This window comes from Nostoc sp. UHCC 0870 (assembly GCF_022063185.1).
Taxonomy (GTDB): Bacteria; Cyanobacteriota; Cyanobacteriia; order Cyanobacteriales; family Nostocaceae; genus Trichormus.
This window is the reverse complement of record NZ_CP091913.1, coordinates 4,775,810-4,792,773: the sequence shown is the minus strand read 5'-3', so window position 1 is coordinate 4,792,773 and position 16,964 is coordinate 4,775,810. Positions and strand designations below refer to the sequence as shown.

Genomic DNA, 16,964 nt, shown 5'->3' with positions numbered 1-16,964 from the left:
TTTCTCAAGTAAACTGTGTAGATAATTCTAAGTAAATGGTACTCATCCTTCAGGAATCGGCAGATTGTTATCAATCATTGACAGAAAATAACAACACTCCGCAATCAAATATCTGGGAAGTGCATATAAATGATCCTCAAGGGATGAGTCATGGTTATAGACAATGGTTTCATTTGCGCCCAGGAATATCTCTACTAACTGATCACTATCAGTTAAATGATGATTTAATTGTGGAGAAAATATCTGCTCCTAACTGTCTGTGGTTAGAGTTAAGTTTTAGTATATTTGGTAACAATAATAATGAAGATGTCTACTCAGGACAAAACTTTCTATATGTCTATAGAGAGGTAGGCAAAGCTGGTTATACTAAATGGCAAGCTCAGGAAAGAATTTTAAAATTTGATATTCATATTGAGTATTCACAAATTCAAAAATTACTTGCTCACCAAATGGATTTATTGCCTGTAAGCTTTAGGCAAATGTTTGAGAAAAACGATGATGAGCCTAATTATCGTAATTTTGGTATTACAAACCATGCAATGCAAACTGTGTTACGGCAAATTTTAAATTGTCCCTATCAAGGTTTGACTAAACAACTCTATTTGGAAGGCAAAATATTAGAATTATTAGCTTTACGTTTGGAATATCTACAAGAAAATCCTAATATTCATAGAAATATTACCCTTAAATCTCATCAAGTTGATAGCATTTATCATGCTAGAGATATTTTAATGAATAATATAAATAACCCACCTTCATTAATCAATTTGGCACGTCAGGTAGAATTAAATGATTGTACCCTAAAAAAAGGTTTTCAAGAGGTATTTGGTACTACAGTATTTGGATATTTACATGAGTATCGTATGGAACAGGCGAAATAATTACTCTTAGAAAAGAAAATGAATGTGACTCAAGTAGCTCAAGTTGTCGGTTACGAAGCACGTACTTCTTTTATTAGGGCTTTTCGCAAAAAGTTTGGTGTGAGTCCTACTGCTTATGTTCAAAAAAATTCCGCTTAGGTAACAAAAAAATTCCCGTTACGTCACACTTAGAGCTTTAACTCTCCGTTTAATTACAGTAAGATTCTTGCTAAGAATTATTAATAACAGAAGCAAGTCTCAATGAGATGTACTTAAAACTACACCTCATTAGTGCTTTATCTTTCTGTATGTGAGGAGAGATGTTGATTAAACCAGTATTATTGCATCATTTGTGTTTGGCGGCGATAGTATCAATATTAACTAGTAATCACTTTGTACGGGCAGAGGTAAATACAACACAAAATAAAACTCCGCGACTGAGTAAAAGTGTTCCAATGCTGGTTCAAGCACCAACAAATGAAGTTGTGCAAGTGACGGGAGTGAAGGCGAATCCCACAGAAAAAGGTGTGGAGGTGATTTTACAGACTACCGTTGGCGATAAGTTACAACTGGTAAATAGTAGTCAAGGTAACGCATATATTGCTGATATTCCTAATGCACAGTTACGCTTACCTAATGGTGATGCTTTTACTTTCAGTTCCCCAAAACCACGGGAGGGAATTAATGAGATCACAGTCACCAATCTGGATGCTAACACTATCCGGGTGACAGTCACAGGTGAGGCGGGATTACCTGTAGTAGAGTTATTTGATAGTGATGAGGGTTTGATTTTGGGGGTGGTAAGTGCAGCACCGCCACAGACACAAGCTACACCAACACCAGAACCAGAACAACCTTCAGCCGCAACTGATCAGCCAATTGAATTGGTAGTAACAGGAGAACAGGATAGCTATCGTGTAACGAATGCTGCAACTGCTACTAAAACTGATACAGCCTTGCGGGACATTCCCCAATCAATTCAAGTGATTCCTCGTCAGGTGATTGAGGATCAACGCGCTACCCAGTTGAATGAAGCATTACGGAATGTGAGTGGTGTACAGCCATCCAACAGTGCGGGGAGAACCCGCGATCGCTTTGTGATTCGTGGATTTGATGATTTTAACTCGGTAATTCGGGATGGTTTTAAAGAAAATACCTCTGCATATAGAGAAACTGCCAATATTGAACGCATAGAAGTATTAAAAGGCCCGGCTTCTGTATTATTTGGACAACTAGAACCAGGGGGAGTGGTTAACATCATTACCAAGCAACCCCAGAGAGAACCATTTTTAACTATGGGTTTAGAGGCGGGAAGTTATGGTTTTTTCCGTCCGACAGTTGATTTTAACAGTCCTCTCAATGACTCTAAAACCTTGCGGTTGCGAGTTAATGCAGCAGTGGAAGTTTCTGAATCCTTCCGCGACTTTGACAAAGAGACTAGCCGCTTTTTTATTGCGCCTGTATTAGCGTGGGACATTGGGAATCGCACAAGTTTAGTGTTTGACCTAGAATATTTAAAAGACTCTCGACCATTTGATCGGGGTTTAGTAGCATTAGGCGATCGCGTTGCTGACATTCCCTTCAATCGCATCTTAGGCGAACCCTTTGACTCTAAAGAAGTAGAAGATTTACGGATTGGTACACGTTTTGAGCATGGCTTCAATGATAACTGGAAACTCCGCTCTGCCTTGCGAATTGTCTCCACACAAACATCTAGTTTTGTAACTGAACCCGATAGTTTGGATGAAACTACAGGTTTATTATCTCGTGGTTTTGGTGTAGATCGACCAACACCTGATGAAACCTACGCTTTTCAAACTGATTTGATCGGTAAATTTAAAACTGGTGCAATTGAACACGAACTTGTAGTTGGCTTTGACTTCAACCGTCAAACTAACTTCGTTGACGATCGCCGCAGCGCACCCGCACCCGCTATTGATATTTTCAACCCAGTCTATTTGACTGCTAGACCTAATATAGAATCAGATCCGTTTCGGGGTTTATTTGCAGCAGATAACATTGGTATCTATATCCAAGACCAAATTAAACTGGCAGAAAATCTCAAACTCCTCATTGGCGGACGTTATGATTTTACCAATCAAAGTTTCCTGAGTATTGTAGATGGTGTGAAATTCTTTGATATATCCGATCAAGCATTTAGCCCCCGGATAGGAATAGTATATCAACCAATTACACCCCTCTCTCTTTACGCCAGTTATAGCCGTTCCTTCGCGCAAAACTTTGGCATTCAACAGGACAACTCACGCATAGAACCAGAACGAGGAACACAATACGAAGTTGGTGTGAGAGGAGAATTTTTAGATGGTAAATTGATTACGAGTTTAGCGGGTTATCAGATTACCAAAACCAATGTTGCCACACCAGACCCCGCAGATTTAAACTTTTCTATTCCCGTTGGCGAAGTGCGAAGTCGAGGGATTGAATTTGATATTGCTGGAGAACTGGCTAAAGGCTGGAACATTATTGCTTCCTATGCCTATACAGATGCCAAGATTACAGAAGATAATACCGATGTGGAAGGAAATCGTCTCAATCGAGTGCCAGAAAATAGTGCTAGTATTTGGACAACCTACGAATTGCAAAGTGGGGCTTTGCAAGGTTTGGGTATGGGTGTGGGACTATTTTTCGTAGGTGAACGTCAAGGAGACTTAAGTAATTCCTTTACCGTTCCCGGCTACACCCGCACTGATGCTGCTTTGTTCTATCGTCGAGATAACTGGAATCTAGGTCTCAATTTTAAAAACATTTTTGATGTTAACTATATTGAGTCCACCACATCCCGCACATCAATTGATGCTGGTATTCCTTTTACGGTTATTGGTTCGTTGTCTGTAAAATTTTAATTGGGGACTGGGGACTGGGTGCTGATGAATCTCGACAAGTTAACGAAGATCCGATTGCTAGTGGTTGCAGACGACAGTGCAAATGAATACTTGGTTTAAGTATATAAAATTATTGCTGCTATCAGTTTGTACTTTTTTGCTAGTGACAGGCTGTAACAGTAACATATCAGAATTACTTAGTAATCAGTCTACCAGCAATATAACTACAAATTGCCGTGTAATTAATCATGAAGCAGGTAAAACGCAGATTTGCGGACAGCCTAAAAAAGTTGTGGCTCTGAGTCCGCCTGTGTTAGATATGATGCTTGCTTTGGGTGTGCAACCTGCGGGTTATGCGGAAGTAGACTTGCTCAATAGTAAAGTATTTGATCGACCTAAAGAGCAAATTCCCTACCTTGGCGATCGCATTACCAGCCAACCGATCAATGTAGGCGATCGCGGTAATCCTTCTTTAGAAAGTTTATTGCAACTGAAGCCAGATTTGATTTTAGGTGAAGCCGCTTATAACGAAAGTGAATACCAAATTTTAAACAAAATTGCACCGACAATTTTAATTAATCATCGAGATGGTATCACTCCAGCTTGGCAACAAACAATCTCAATTATTGCTCAGGCTTTAGGACGAGAAGACAAAGTACCAGCAGTTATAGCAGAGTATGAACAGAAATTATCTCAAGCCAAAACTGCGATCGCTCCTATCGCTCAACACCAGGAACTATTGCTGTTAGCATTTAGGGGAATTACTCTCACCTCATTTACCTTTGGAGCAGAAACCTTTGCTGGTAAACTATTACAAGATTTAGGATTTAAGCTTATTAGTCCTGAATCCACAGAATATGAAGTGGCATTGGAAGTATTACCCAAATTTAAGTCTGACTTAATTGTGGTCATGCCTTCAGGAAATAACAACATAGAAAACGCCAAGCGTCAATGGAGTCAAAATCCGATTTTACAGTCTATATCTGCTACCAATACAAATCGAATTTACTTCATTGACTACCAACTAGCAAGCCGCATTCGCGGGCCGATCGCTGCGGAGTTTTTTGTTAATCAAGTCCGTCAATTACTGACATCCTATCCTTAACTGAAAGAAATACCAAATTAATGATATAATTTCTCATCTATTATTTTTGTTGTCATAACTTCAGATAGCCGTTGTTCTGCAAGAATCCCCAGTACCCTTTATCCCATGACCAAACACACCCTATTCGTTTGCAAATCTTGTCACCGTTCATCCGAAGAATTGGCAGAAAATCAGCTTCGAGATGGCAGTATTTTACTTGACAAAATTACCACCTTGTATTCAGAAAAATTCGTGACAGAAGAACTGGAAATTCAACCAGTAGGATGTTTATGGGCTTGCAGCCGTGGTTGTGTTGTAGCGATTTCCAGCCCGGAAAAGCCAAGCTATTTGCTGGTGGATCTACCTCCAGATGCAGAAAATGCTTCAGCATTACTCGAATTTGCACAAATGTACATCAATAATCGCAAAGGGGCGTTTATGTGGGAAAAACTTCCTAAAGAATTGGAATCTGCTATTTTTGCAAGTATTCCTTCTGTATTGACCAAAGCTGAAGATTAGGTGTTATTTGCAACATCAATTTTGGTGTTGCTATTCTCACAGAGAATCTATGTAATTATTATTACTCAAATATTACGAATTTGGAAATACACAATTGCGTAAACTCAGATTCATGATTAAACTATTGAGAAAATCTCTTAATTGTTGAACGCGATCGCTATGACATTTTCAGAGCCAGTTTACTGGGACGTAGATCAGAAAGCTTATCGTGGCTTTGAAATGACTTATCAACAATCTGGTTCTGAAACAGTATCTAGATTACCAGAGTATATGGGAACAGGAGGCGATCGCGTTACTCAGCTACGCAATGGATTGGTTGTTTGCATTCGGGAAGCTCAACTGTGGCAACCCTTAAGATTAAAACAACAACATCAGTCTTCATTTCCGCTTACGGCAAAGTTTTATCTATCTAGTGGTTCTAGGGTAATTACCCCTGGTGCTGTACATATTCCCGATGACTATGAAGAAACAACTGGTTGCAACTACATTTACCACCTGCCCAATATCTTAGAATACGAGGAATGGCGGGCAAAAGAAAAAATTCAACTGGTGATGATCTGTGCAGACATCAATTATTTTCAATCGTTCACCTCTGATAATGAATTTCTGCCAGAACCCCTGCGGCGATTGATTGAATTAGATTCATCCGCGCAATTTCATCAATCTTTGGGCAAAAACACTCCAGCCATCCAACAGATTCTTCAGCAAATACTGCATTGTCCCTATCAGGGAATCACTCGACAAATGTATCTTGAAGGCAAAGCTCTGGAAATACTGACCTTACAATTTACCAATTGGAAAGAAACTTCTCATCACTCCGTTTCGCTAAAGTTACGCAAAGATGATATCGAGCGGCTATATGCAGCGCAAGAGATTTTGATTCGGACAATGAACAATCCCCCATCCCTGCTGGGTTTAGCCCGACAGGTAGGAATCAACGAGCGTAAACTAAAACAGGGATTTCGCCAAGTTTTTGGTACAACAGTTTTCGGCTACCTACAGGACTATCGGTTGCAACAAGCCCAAAAATTGCTCAAAAAACGGGGAATGTCAATTGCTAGCGTTGCCACAGCTATAGGTTATACCAATCCAGAAGCCTTCAGTGTGGCATTTCGGCGTAAATTTGCAGTCAGTCCCAAAGCCTATCAATTGGGTAAAAATCGATAAAGTCCGTTTCACAAAGAAAAAAGTCCGTTTCACAAAGAAATCTTAGAGATTAAATCCGTATAATTTTTTTTACTCACTTTTGCAAAAAATTATTAACTATCAGCTAACTAACCTGATCATGGTTGCGTAGCAAGGATGTATTGGTAAATGAGTATGAAGATCGCTATTTTCCTGTCTGGGGCGTTAGCTCTGGTCGCTATTCAACCTGTCTGGGCAGAAAGTATCAACCAGATGGAAGTGGAGGAACAAAAATCACTCACCTCCTCTGTCAAGCAAAGGCTGAGAACTGTTGAAGATAAAGAATGGCTGGCGCAGGCAAATACGGCAGTTATCCAGATAACTGGCGTGAAAGCCAATCCTACTGATAAAGGTGTAGAGATACTTCTAGAAACTTCCCAAGGAGAAAAGCTACAAATTACAAATCGTAGTGCAGGTAATAGCTATATTACTGATATTTCTAATGCACAACTACGTTTACCTAGTGGCGAAGCTTTCACCTTTCGCTCAGAGAAACCAATTACAGGTATTACTGAGATTACCGTCACAAATCAAGATGCTAATACTATCCGAGTCAGCATAGTTGGGGAAACCAGTTTACCAACTGCCGAGTTGTTTGATAGTGATGAGGGATTAATTTTTGGTTTGACACCTGTTGTAGCTTCATCACCACCCCAACAGCCAGAAACTCAGTCAGAACAGCCATCACCAGAAACGCAAGCACCGATTGAATTGGTGGTGACAGGGGAAAAAAACGGCTATCAAGTTCCTAATACTGCAACCGTTACAAGAACGAATACACCCATTATCGATATACCCCAGTCTATTCAAGTTGTTCCGCGAGAGGTACTCGAAGACCAACAAATTACCCGCGTTGATGATGCACTCCGCAATGTTCCTGGTGTACTTGGTAGTACCAACGCTTTTATCGGTAATCAAATCACAATTCGTGGTTTTAGCACTTCTAACCTGCCGATTTTACGAGATGGCTTTAGGATATATGAAAACTTCTCGTTTCAAGAAACATCAAATTTAGAGCGTATTGAAGTTTTAAAAGGCCCAGCTTCAGTGCAGTATGGTCAACTAGACCCAGGTGGGGTAATTAACCTAGTTACTAAAAAACCACTATCAGAACCGTTTTACGAAATTCAGGCTCAATTTGGTAGTTATGGACTGATAAGACCCAGTTTTGATGTTTCCGGTCCGTTGACTGACGATGGTAAATTGCTTTATCGACTGAACGCAACTTATCAACGGGAGGAAGGGTTTCGGGACTTTAATACAGAAACAGAAAGGTTTTTTATTGCCCCTAGTCTGACATGGAAGATTAGCGATTCCCTTCGGGATAGCTCCGCTTCACGCACTAACGTAGACTTTTCTCTAGAATATCTCGATAGTACACGACCATTTGATACAAGTTTAGTAGCTTTTGGTAGGAGTGTGGCTGATGTTCCTTATAGTCGCGTTTTTAATGACCCTGATGACTTTATTGATACAAAATCTTTCAGTATCGCCTACAACTTAGAGCATCGCTTCAGCGATAACTGGACTCTACGCAATAGTTTCCGATATCTGCAACAAGATTTATTTACCCAAGCCACCCTGGCTGGTCCCCTCGATGAAACTACAGGGATTCTCACTCGCACCTATGCCCAACGGAATTATCAATCAGATGATTACTCGCTGCAAACAAATGTTGTCGGTAAGTTTGCTACAGGTTCTATCAAACACACACTACTAGCTGGCGTTGATTTCAACCGGGGTATTCTCGATGATTTAGTCTTCAGAGGTACACGAACGACCTTAAATATATTCAATCCAGTTTATGGAGTCCCTCCTAGAACAGATTTTTCCACATTACCGCCAGCTACTCCATTTAAGAACGAAACAACTAGGCTAGGATTTTATCTGCAAGACCAAATTGCATTGAATAACCAATTTACTGTACTGGCAGGTTTACGCTACGATACTGTTGATTTTAAAGATACTTTCACAGATGAAAGTAAATACGATAGTGCCTGGAGTCCAGTAATTGGTTTGGTCTATAAACCAGTGGAAAATCTTTCTATTTACACCAGCTATTCCCGATCATTTGTACCGACTTTTTCCAGAGATGCTAACGGCGATTTTCTGCAACCGGAACGTGGTACAGGATATGAAATCGGCATCAAAGCGGAATTACTCCAAGGTAATCTTTTTGCGACATTAGCCTACTTTGATATTACTAAACAAAATGTAGCAACTGCCGATCCTGACATTTTGGGAGCATCTGTAGCCACAGGCGAACAGCGCAGTCGTGGACTTGAACTTAGTGCTACTGGCAGAATCTCACCAGGATGGAATATTATTGCTGGCTACGCCTACACTGATGCGGAAATTACCCAAGATAACACTATAGCTGTGGGTAATCGCTTACCAGGTACTCCGAAACATAGTGCGAATCTTTGGACAACATACGAGATTCAAGCGGGTAGTTTACAAGGTTTAGGTTTTGGACTTGGTGTTAATTATGTTGGTAAACGCTTCGGCAACTTTCAAAATGATTTTGAGGTAGATATTACTCATAATTTTGGGCGATACCAGTGCTATTTTGTGTACCATCATCATTGCTTTACTCTATGCCACCAATAATTTACAAATTTGGTATCTTTATGCTTTGATTGCTGTTTCAGCTTGTTTTGGTCATGTACAACATCTGGCTTATTCAGCTTCTGTATCCCTACTTGTGCCGAAACAGCATTACACTCGCGCCAGCAGTATGATTTCTTTAGTTAGCCCTGCCTCAGCAATTGTTTCTCCGGCTTTAGCAGGTATACTTTATCCAGCGATTGGTTTATTCGGAATTATTCTAATTGATATTATTACCTTTGCTATTGCCGCAACCATAATTTTAATTTTGTCAGTTCCCCAACCGCCTCAGATAGAAACAAACAACAACCATGATGAAACAATTTGGCAACAATTAGCCTTTGGTTTTCGCTACATCTTATCACGACCGAGTTTGTTAGCGATGGCGATCACATTTTCATGTTTTTGGTTTGCCCATCAAATCTGCGATACCTTATTCCAACCCATGATTCTCGCACGTACCGATGGCAACACGGAGGTCTTAAGTGTTGTTATGACTGCTGCTGGAGTAGGGGGTGTAATTGGCGGCTCATTTTTAAGTATTTGGGGGGGATTTAAGCGTCAAGTCAATGGAATGCTGTTAGGTTTTATCGGTACTGGTTTGAGCAAAATTGTTTTGGGTATCGGTCAAATACCATTAATTTGGACTGGTGCTAGTTTATTTTCTTCTATTAATGTGCCTTTATTATTTAGTTCCAGTAATGCTATCTGGTATGCAAAAGTAGAGCCAAGTGTTCAAGGAAGGGTATTTGCGGCTGACCATACTATTGGGATGATTATCGGCACAATTGCTAGTTTAATTTCAGGCCCCATCGCAGACACAATTTTTGAGCCAGCCATGCAGCCAGGAGGATGGTTAGCATTGATTTTTAGCCCTATTTTCGGTAGTAGGACAGGAAGTGGTATAGCTCTTTTTTATGTAGCTACTTCTTTAATCATTGTATTAGTAGGAATCAGTGGCTATGCTTTCCCAAAACTGAGAAATGTAGAGGATATTTTACCTGATAGTGACTCAACTAGTGTATAAAAATACAGGCTTTGCATAATAGTGGGATGAATTGAGGACAGCAGAGGAAACAGGGGGTAGAGTGTTGACACTCATTTCCGCTCAAATTAATGATATTATTTTTCATCTACACTATGTAATCAATCCCAAATCCAAAACCCCAAGTTCCATGACCCTTGTTTTACAAGAATCAGCAGATTGTCACCATTTATGGTCTATTCTACATTGGCGATCGCCAAAGTGATTTGGACAATTCCTTTGTACTGCCAAGCTACTTGCGTACCGATGCAGCAATTTATTATCGTAGAGATCGCCTGAAAGCAGCTATCAATGTCCGTAATTTGTTTGACGTAACCTATCAAAATTATTCTTTCGGAAGATTGTTTAACCAAGTTGGCGATCCCTTGACAGTTGTTGGTTCGCTCAGTTGGGAGTTTTAACTAGTTCCCCTTTTGGCAATTAGCTAAATAGCTTGTGCAATTATTCGATTTACGCTTTCCCCTTTATTACCCGTTGTCAATGTTTTTACGCAATTTCTTCTGAAGAATAAGCAGTGCGATCGCCCTCGCTGAAGGTTAGGTTGAGGCAGCTATAGTCTCTGCGATGCAGAACCACACAACTCATACCACACTGGATTGCAATAGGGAAAAGAAGTATGATTTAGAAAATTCATCTTGAAAAGCAGCTATACTAAAAACGGGTTAAAAGTGTCATTCTGAACGAAGTGAAGAATCTCCGAGATACTTCGCTGCACTACGTTACGCTCAGTATGACATAAGTCCAGATTTCACCCGTTTGCAGTATATATGAATGTTCAACTCGTAGAATCAATCAAGCAAATGATTTTAGCATTGCCACCAGAAGAGCAGAACTGGTTAAAGGCGCAGCTAGTTCAGAAAAGCTCTCACTCCCCTGCTCAGGTTGTCGATCTCAATTCCTTCAGTGGCACTATCCAGCTCAAGCAAGATCCGCTTGAATTTCAACATCAGATACGGAATGAATGGGCGTGACAAACAAAAGATACATTCTCGATACGAATGTTACCTTATATCTTTTAGGTGGACGGCTTCTAAACACCTTACCTGTTGGTGAATTCTACTTGTCCGTGATCAGCGAAATTGAAATGCTTTCTTATCCAGCACTCGGCGCAGAAGAAGAGTTGAAAATTCAACAGTTTCTATCACAAGTAATAGTAGTTGGTCTAGATCAAGATTTGAAGAATGCTGCAATCAAACTGCGTAAGCAGTATCGACTGAAATTACCAGATGCGATCATTTGTGCCACTGCCCTAATTTATGATGCAGTTTTGTTAAGTAATGATTTACAACTGGCAAGTGTCACAGAAATTAGCGTTGATACTGTTCAAATTCAATAGTTAGCAAATTGGGGCAGTAAAGATACCACAGAGACTTGAGAAAAACTCCAAGAAAACCCTTTATGGCGACAACTCAAGGCAGTGCAAGCAAGAGGAATGACTAGCAATTGATGGGATTGATGCCAGTCTGTGGCTTGTGCAATCTGGTATGGGAGCTACCACCACCAGCGACTGCGACAAGTCGCTTTTTTTACAGCAAATTTTGTGCAACAATTAATAATATTTCTTATTTAAGATATATAGCAGGTTGGGGTACTGAATACTGGAGCGATCGCTGACTTGTCAAGTTTGCAATTAACATTGCATCCAGTATTAGGTGTTCCCTTTTAAGGAACTGGAAAAAATGCGTTAATTTCAACCATATATCAGCTTGATAATAATAGCAATTATCGTTAAACTATGACAAAAATTATTACAAGTACAGACTGGGAAGAACTATGGGCAGAAAGTGAGCAAAATGGTCAAGCTTCTAGTCAATTAAAGGGTTTTGAAACTATCCATCAAGGGAAAATTCTAGATATCTTTCATACCTATGAATGCTGGACAGAATTACGTAATGGATTATTTATTAAGATACATGAAAAAGAGTTTATTAATGATCTGGTATGGATTAGAGATAATTTAGATGATACTGAATTTGGCTTGAGTTTTTTTATTTCAGGAAAAGTGAGAATTGAACGCCACGGTTTAACTGACAAGACAGACGAAATCGTAGGCAGATATTATTCAGAATGTAACTGCGATATCAAAGAAACTGAATGGTGGAAAGCCGGAGAAAAGTTTTCACGAATTTATCTGAAAATCGAACCACAGCAATTCTTTCAAAGTTTTGGCGAAGAAGAATTAGAACAGATACCCATTTTTCTGCGCCAAGCAGTAATGAATGGTAAAGTACAGCCTTACTACCAGCAAGGGGAAATTACACAGCAAATGTGGCAGGTGTTATGTAATATCCTCAAGTGTCCCTATCAAGGCTTGATGAAGCGAATGTATTTAGAAAGTCAAGCAATGGAATTGATGACGCTTTATTTCCAACAATTTCAGGAACAGGAAATATCTAATCATAACTTTACCGGCAAGAATTTGAGAGATGTTGAAAGAATATACCAAGCCAAGGAAATTTTGTTAGGTAATCTAGAAAATCCACCTAGCCTGATAGAGTTAGCACAACAAGTAGGGATAAATGAATTTAAATTGAAGTGTGGGTTTCGTCAAGTTTTCGGGACATCTGCGTTCAAATATTTGCACAACTATCGTCTGGAAAAAGCGAAACAACTTTTAGCATTAGGAGAAATGAACGTTGAAGAAGTGGCATTTAGAGTAGGTTTTGACAGTCGCAGTTACTTTGCTTTAGCTTTCCGCAAAAAATTTGGTTTGAATCCCAAACAATACTTTCAACATCAAAAAAATCCCTCTAGCGTTCAAAAAAAATCCCTCTAGCGTTCAAATTAGAAATCCGAATCCCGTATTGTAGATACACTACTAGTTTAGTTAAGAAATATTCCTAACAGCTTGTGGGGATAAATGGAGTGACCTAATACCCTAATCTGTCACAGGAGAGGGGTCAAAAGTCTGATGAATATGTTGGTGTGAGGGAGATTTGGTGATGAGATTAATAAAATCGCTTTCCGGGCTGATGTTTACAGCCTCAGTTTTCATACTCATAACACAGTCAGTTCTGGCTGAAACCGATGGGGGAAATTCGGTTGATATTGGAGATAAAAGCAAATCTGTATCAACTATGCCCCAGTTGAGTGAGGTAAAACTTCCCCAGACTAATGCCGCACTGTTGTTAACTCAGAACCCTGATGCAGAGGCAATAGTAGAAGTTACAGGGGTAAGTATCAACCAAACTGAAAAAGGTGTTGAGGTCATTTTAGAAACTGCTAAAGGTGATGCTCTCAAACCTGTTCAGAAGAATGAAGGCAATAAATTAATTATCGATATTCCCAATTCGCAATTGCGTTACGAGGGTGGTGATACATTTCGTCAAGAAAACCCATTAGCCGGAATTGCAGAAGTTTTGGTAGTTAATCAAGATAATAATACTATCCAGGTGACAGTGACGGGGGAAAGAGGACTGCCGATAGTTGAGTTATTTGATGGGGATGAAGGACTGATTTTTGGCGTAACACCTGCTGCAACTACGGCGCAACAACCACAAACTCCACCAGTGGAAGAAAAGCCAGCAATTGAAACACCCCAAGAAGAACCAGCAGCACAGCAGGATGAACCGATTGAGTTAGTGGTAACGGGACAACAGAATGGGTATCGCGTACAGGATGCGACGACTGCAACAAAGACAGATACACCTTTGCGCGATATTCCCCAATCTATTCAGGTAGTGCCGCGAGAGGTGCTGGAAGATCGCAATGTGAGAAGTCTAGCTGAGGCAGTGGAAACGGTTAGTGGCGTAGTTGATGGTGCTGACTACAACGGTTCGCCTGCACAAGACTTCATTATCAGAGGATTTGAACAGGGTGGAAGTTTCCGAAATGGCTATCGAGATGTAAATTCTTATGGCTTGACAGGGGTGGGGACGATTGAGCGAGTGGAAGTTCTCAAAGGTCCAGCCTCGGTTTTGTTTGGGGCTGTAGAACCAGGTGGAATCATCAACGTCGTCACTAAACAACCCTTGAGTGAACCCTATTATAAGCTGGGATTTGAGGTGGGGAACAGGGCATCTTATCAGCCTAGCATTGATTTCTCTGGCCCTTTAAACGCCGATAAAACTTTGCTTTATCGCTTCAACGCTAGCTATCAAAGTTCAGATGGTTTTCAAGATTTTGTCAACACAAATCTGACTACAATCGCACCAACAATCGGGTGGAAATTGGGTGATAGAACAGACTTGACTCTATATTATGAGTATATTAACTTCAAAGGAACTTTTGAGCAGTATACTTCAATTCTTAGCGATAATACGTTTCTGCCTCGAAACTTCTATCAGGCATATCCTGAAAATGCTTACGTAGATAATACTACCCAAAAGTTGGGTTACACATTGAGTCACAAGTTTAGTGATAACTGGCAGATTCGTAATAACTTTTCTGTAGTTACTAGTAAAAACGCTGAAGAATATACTTTAGCAACAGGAGTCGTGAATGATCAGTCCTTACGGCAATTTGCTCAAGATCGTGAATTTACGCAAGATAACTATTTTGGACAGATCGACTTGCTAGGAAAGTTTAATACGGGATCGATTTCACACCAAATATTGATGGGTTTTGATTTTAATCATAATATTGATACTTTTGCAAGGGTAGTTCAAAGGAATGTTCCTAATCTAGATATTTTCAATCCCAACTATAATATTCCCAGCTTCGACTATGGCCCACGTTCTAGTTCTACCGAACGTTTTCAAACCTACGGGATTTACCTTCAGGATCAGATTACCTTTCTAGATAATCTGAAGTTATTAATCGGTGGACGCTTCGATTGGATTTCCGGCGAAAATACAGACAACGTGACAGGGGATACTACACAAAACCCTGATAGTAGTGCTTTCAGCCCCCGAATCGGGTTAGTGTATCAGCCTAGCAAATCTGTTTCTCTCTACACCAGCTACAGCCAATCTTTCGTCCCTGAAACTGGAGTCAACCCTGATGGTGAAATATTTGAGCCGACAAGAGGAACACAATATGAAGCAGGTATTAAAGCTGACTTTCTAGAGGGTAGGCTTTCGGCAACACTGGCAGCCTATCAAATCACCAAGTCTAATATTCTCACCCCCGATCCTGATCCTGAAAGAGCTGCGCTTGATTATTTAATTCAGGTAGGGGAACAAAGAAGTCGAGGGATTGAGTTAGATGTTGCGGGGGAGATTTTACCTGGCTGGAAGGCGATCGCTTCCTATGCTTACACTAATGCAGAAGTAACTGAAGATAACGATATTCCTGTAGGCAATCGATTGGTAAGTGTGCCAAAAAACCAAGCTAGTCTCTGGACAACCTATGAGTTTCAAAATAGCGATTTGAAGGGTTTGGGATTTGGTCTAGGTCTGTTTTATGTGGGTACGCGATTGGGAGATTCCGCTAACTCCTTTGAAATACCCGATTACTTGCGTACTGATGCGGCAATTTACTATCGTAGAGATGGTTTTAAAGCTGGTATCAATATCCGTAATCTATTTGATACGGACTATATTAGAACCTCTGACGATGGTAGAACATTTCTGCGAAGAGGTGCGCCTTTTACAATTATCGGCTCTATTAGCTGGGAATTTTAACTCTCTTCTGTAGATCATCAGCTAAGTAATTTGCGTGAACACAACACCAGTCTTTTAGACAACCTGCCAAATATTAGTTAAAGAAAAAATCCCTGGCAATGAGAAAGAGAGCCATTAGTACAATTATGCCATTGTTAGTTCTTGTTAAAGGAGTTTGTGTTTTGACTTTTGCTAAGTTTGTTTGGGTTGTCAAGACTGTTTTTTCGAGTAATTACAAGTTTTTACCATTCTTTCTGACCATAGTTGCTGTTGTTGCGATCGCAGCCTGTAACAACACATCGCAGCTAGAACAAAGGGAAACAAGTGCAACTGCTCTAAGTCCAATAGAAACAAAAACTATTAGCCATGCTTTAGGTAAAGTTAAAATTCCACTTAAACCGCAGCGAGTTGTTGTATTAGAAGAAAATATAATTCTCGATTCTGTACTGGCTCTGGGTGTAAAGCCAGTTGGTGTCATGTATTGTCAGGACTGTGAGGAAAATTTTCGAGGTATCCCCAGCGACTTACTTGCTGATGTTCCAGTGGTGGGCAATATTGGAAATCAACCTTCCCTAGAGAAAATTCTTAGTTTAAAACCCGATTTAATTTTGGGGTTAACATGGCTCAAGAGTTCTTATAAAATCCTTTCCAGTATCGCGCCAACCGTACTGATCGATTTTCCGAGTATGTATGATTTTAAAGAAAGACTACGATATGTAGCCCAAGTGTTGGGAAAGAGCGATCGCGCAGAGGAACTTCTGACTCAGTACCAAAATCGTATCCAAACATTGCGGCAGCAATTAGGAAAGCAATTAGAAACAAAAACAATATCTGTGATTTATCTTGCAGGTTCGGCGGATATTTTTTATAGCTACAGACCAGACTTTCTAGCTTATGGTCAAATTCTTAGCGACGCAGGTTTACGACTAATCCAACAAAATCAAAAACAACGCGAGTTAACTTTAAGTATTGAAGTTTTACCCAAATACGATGCGGATATTTTATTTATTATGACAGAACACTTGACTAGAGATTTTAAAGAAGCAAATCCTGAAGTTTTATCTTTCTTACAAAAGCCTATTTGGTCAAATCTTAAAGCTGTTAAAACTAAACAGATATACAGGGTAAATTGGACTGTCGGGGGAGCTATGGGAGCTAACAGAATAATTGATGACCTCTATAAATATTTAGTATGCTGGAGAAATCTTGTATGAGCAAGTTGGGTCTATGAATGAAGAATCTTCGCCCTTATAGGGCGGAGAGTGTCAAATTATTAAC

The 16,964-nt window shown here is 40.0% G+C and carries 12 protein-coding genes and 1 pseudogene; all 13 read left to right on the top strand.

Annotated elements, in window-relative coordinates; translation table 11 throughout:
- Window positions 1-35: 35 nt before the first annotated feature.
- The 13 genes and pseudogenes from L6494_RS20195 to L6494_RS20135 all read left to right on the top strand — a co-directional run bounded on the left by L6494_RS20195 (window position 36) and on the right by L6494_RS20135 (window position 16,900).
- Window positions 36-1,019, top strand: a pseudogene (locus L6494_RS20195) (helix-turn-helix transcriptional regulator).
- 161 nt (window positions 1,020-1,180) lie between these two features.
- The gene (locus L6494_RS20190; protein ID WP_237989554.1) at window positions 1,181-3,724 is read left to right on the top strand and encodes a TonB-dependent siderophore receptor; all 2,544 of its coding nucleotides are present in this window, start codon (window positions 1,181-1,183) and stop codon (window positions 3,722-3,724) included.
- An 82-nt stretch (window positions 3,725-3,806) separates the two neighbouring features.
- Complete coding sequence (locus L6494_RS20185; protein ID WP_237989553.1) at window positions 3,807-4,808, top strand: ABC transporter substrate-binding protein; 1,002 nt, start codon at window positions 3,807-3,809, stop codon at window positions 4,806-4,808.
- A 105-nt stretch (window positions 4,809-4,913) separates the two neighbouring features.
- Entirely contained in the window at window positions 4,914-5,306 is a 393-nt protein-coding gene (locus L6494_RS20180) for a DUF1636 family protein (protein WP_237989551.1), read from the top strand.
- Window positions 5,307-5,465: 159 nt separating this feature from the next.
- Complete coding sequence (locus tag L6494_RS20175) at window positions 5,466-6,473, top strand: helix-turn-helix transcriptional regulator (protein WP_237989549.1); 1,008 nt, start codon at window positions 5,466-5,468, stop codon at window positions 6,471-6,473.
- A gap of 153 nt (window positions 6,474-6,626) precedes the next feature.
- Window positions 6,627-9,101, top strand: a complete 2,475-nt coding sequence (locus L6494_RS20170; RefSeq protein ID WP_237989546.1) for a TonB-dependent siderophore receptor — start codon at window positions 6,627-6,629, stop codon at window positions 9,099-9,101.
- Entirely contained in the window at window positions 9,061-10,125 is a 1,065-nt protein-coding gene (locus L6494_RS20165; protein ID WP_237989543.1) for an MFS transporter, read from the top strand. The genes L6494_RS20170 and L6494_RS20165 overlap by 41 nt, the downstream gene beginning before the upstream one ends.
- Before the next feature lie 155 nt (window positions 10,126-10,280).
- Window positions 10,281-10,544 carry a TonB-dependent receptor gene (locus tag L6494_RS20160; protein ID WP_237989541.1) on the top strand — a complete coding sequence of 88 codons (264 nt, stop codon included), beginning with the start codon at window positions 10,281-10,283 and terminating at the stop codon, window positions 10,542-10,544.
- 366 nt (window positions 10,545-10,910) lie between these two features.
- The gene (locus L6494_RS20155) at window positions 10,911-11,114 is read left to right on the top strand and encodes a hypothetical protein (RefSeq protein WP_237989540.1); all 204 of its coding nucleotides are present in this window, start codon (window positions 10,911-10,913) and stop codon (window positions 11,112-11,114) included.
- Entirely contained in the window at window positions 11,105-11,479 is a 375-nt protein-coding gene (locus L6494_RS20150) for a type II toxin-antitoxin system VapC family toxin (protein WP_237989539.1), read from the top strand. Before L6494_RS20155 ends, L6494_RS20150 begins: the two co-directional genes overlap by 10 nt.
- A gap of 399 nt (window positions 11,480-11,878) precedes the next feature.
- Window positions 11,879-12,919 (top strand): helix-turn-helix transcriptional regulator, encoded by a 1,041-nt coding sequence (locus L6494_RS20145; protein WP_237989538.1) that lies wholly within the window; start codon window positions 11,879-11,881, stop codon window positions 12,917-12,919.
- A gap of 166 nt (window positions 12,920-13,085) precedes the next feature.
- Entirely contained in the window at window positions 13,086-15,707 is a 2,622-nt protein-coding gene (locus L6494_RS20140; RefSeq protein WP_237989537.1) for a TonB-dependent siderophore receptor, read from the top strand.
- A 161-nt stretch (window positions 15,708-15,868) separates the two neighbouring features.
- Window positions 15,869-16,900: an iron-siderophore ABC transporter substrate-binding protein gene (locus L6494_RS20135; protein WP_237989536.1), complete on the top strand. Its 1,032-nt coding sequence runs from the start codon at window positions 15,869-15,871 to the stop codon at window positions 16,898-16,900.
- The last annotated feature ends 64 nt before the right edge of the window (window positions 16,901-16,964 follow it).

Excerpts from the sequence above, each read along its gene's own strand:
- L6494_RS20140 (WP_237989537.1), top strand. The coding sequence starts at position 13,086 with ATGAGATTAATAAAATCGCTTTCCGGGCTGATGTTTACAGCCTCAGTT.
- L6494_RS20145 (WP_237989538.1), top strand. The coding sequence starts at position 11,879 with ATGACAAAAATTATTACAAGTACAGACTGGGAAGAACTATGGGCAGAA.
- L6494_RS20180 (WP_237989551.1), top strand. The coding sequence starts at position 4,914 with ATGACCAAACACACCCTATTCGTTTGCAAATCTTGTCACCGTTCATCC.
- L6494_RS20155 (WP_237989540.1), top strand. The coding sequence starts at position 10,911 with ATGAATGTTCAACTCGTAGAATCAATCAAGCAAATGATTTTAGCATTG.
- L6494_RS20185 (WP_237989553.1), top strand. The coding sequence starts at position 3,807 with ATGAATACTTGGTTTAAGTATATAAAATTATTGCTGCTATCAGTTTGT.
- L6494_RS20170 (WP_237989546.1), top strand. The coding sequence starts at position 6,627 with ATGAAGATCGCTATTTTCCTGTCTGGGGCGTTAGCTCTGGTCGCTATT.
- L6494_RS20190 (WP_237989554.1), top strand. The coding sequence starts at position 1,181 with ATGTTGATTAAACCAGTATTATTGCATCATTTGTGTTTGGCGGCGATA.
- L6494_RS20175 (WP_237989549.1), top strand. The coding sequence starts at position 5,466 with ATGACATTTTCAGAGCCAGTTTACTGGGACGTAGATCAGAAAGCTTAT.
- L6494_RS20150 (WP_237989539.1), top strand. The coding sequence starts at position 11,105 with ATGGGCGTGACAAACAAAAGATACATTCTCGATACGAATGTTACCTTA.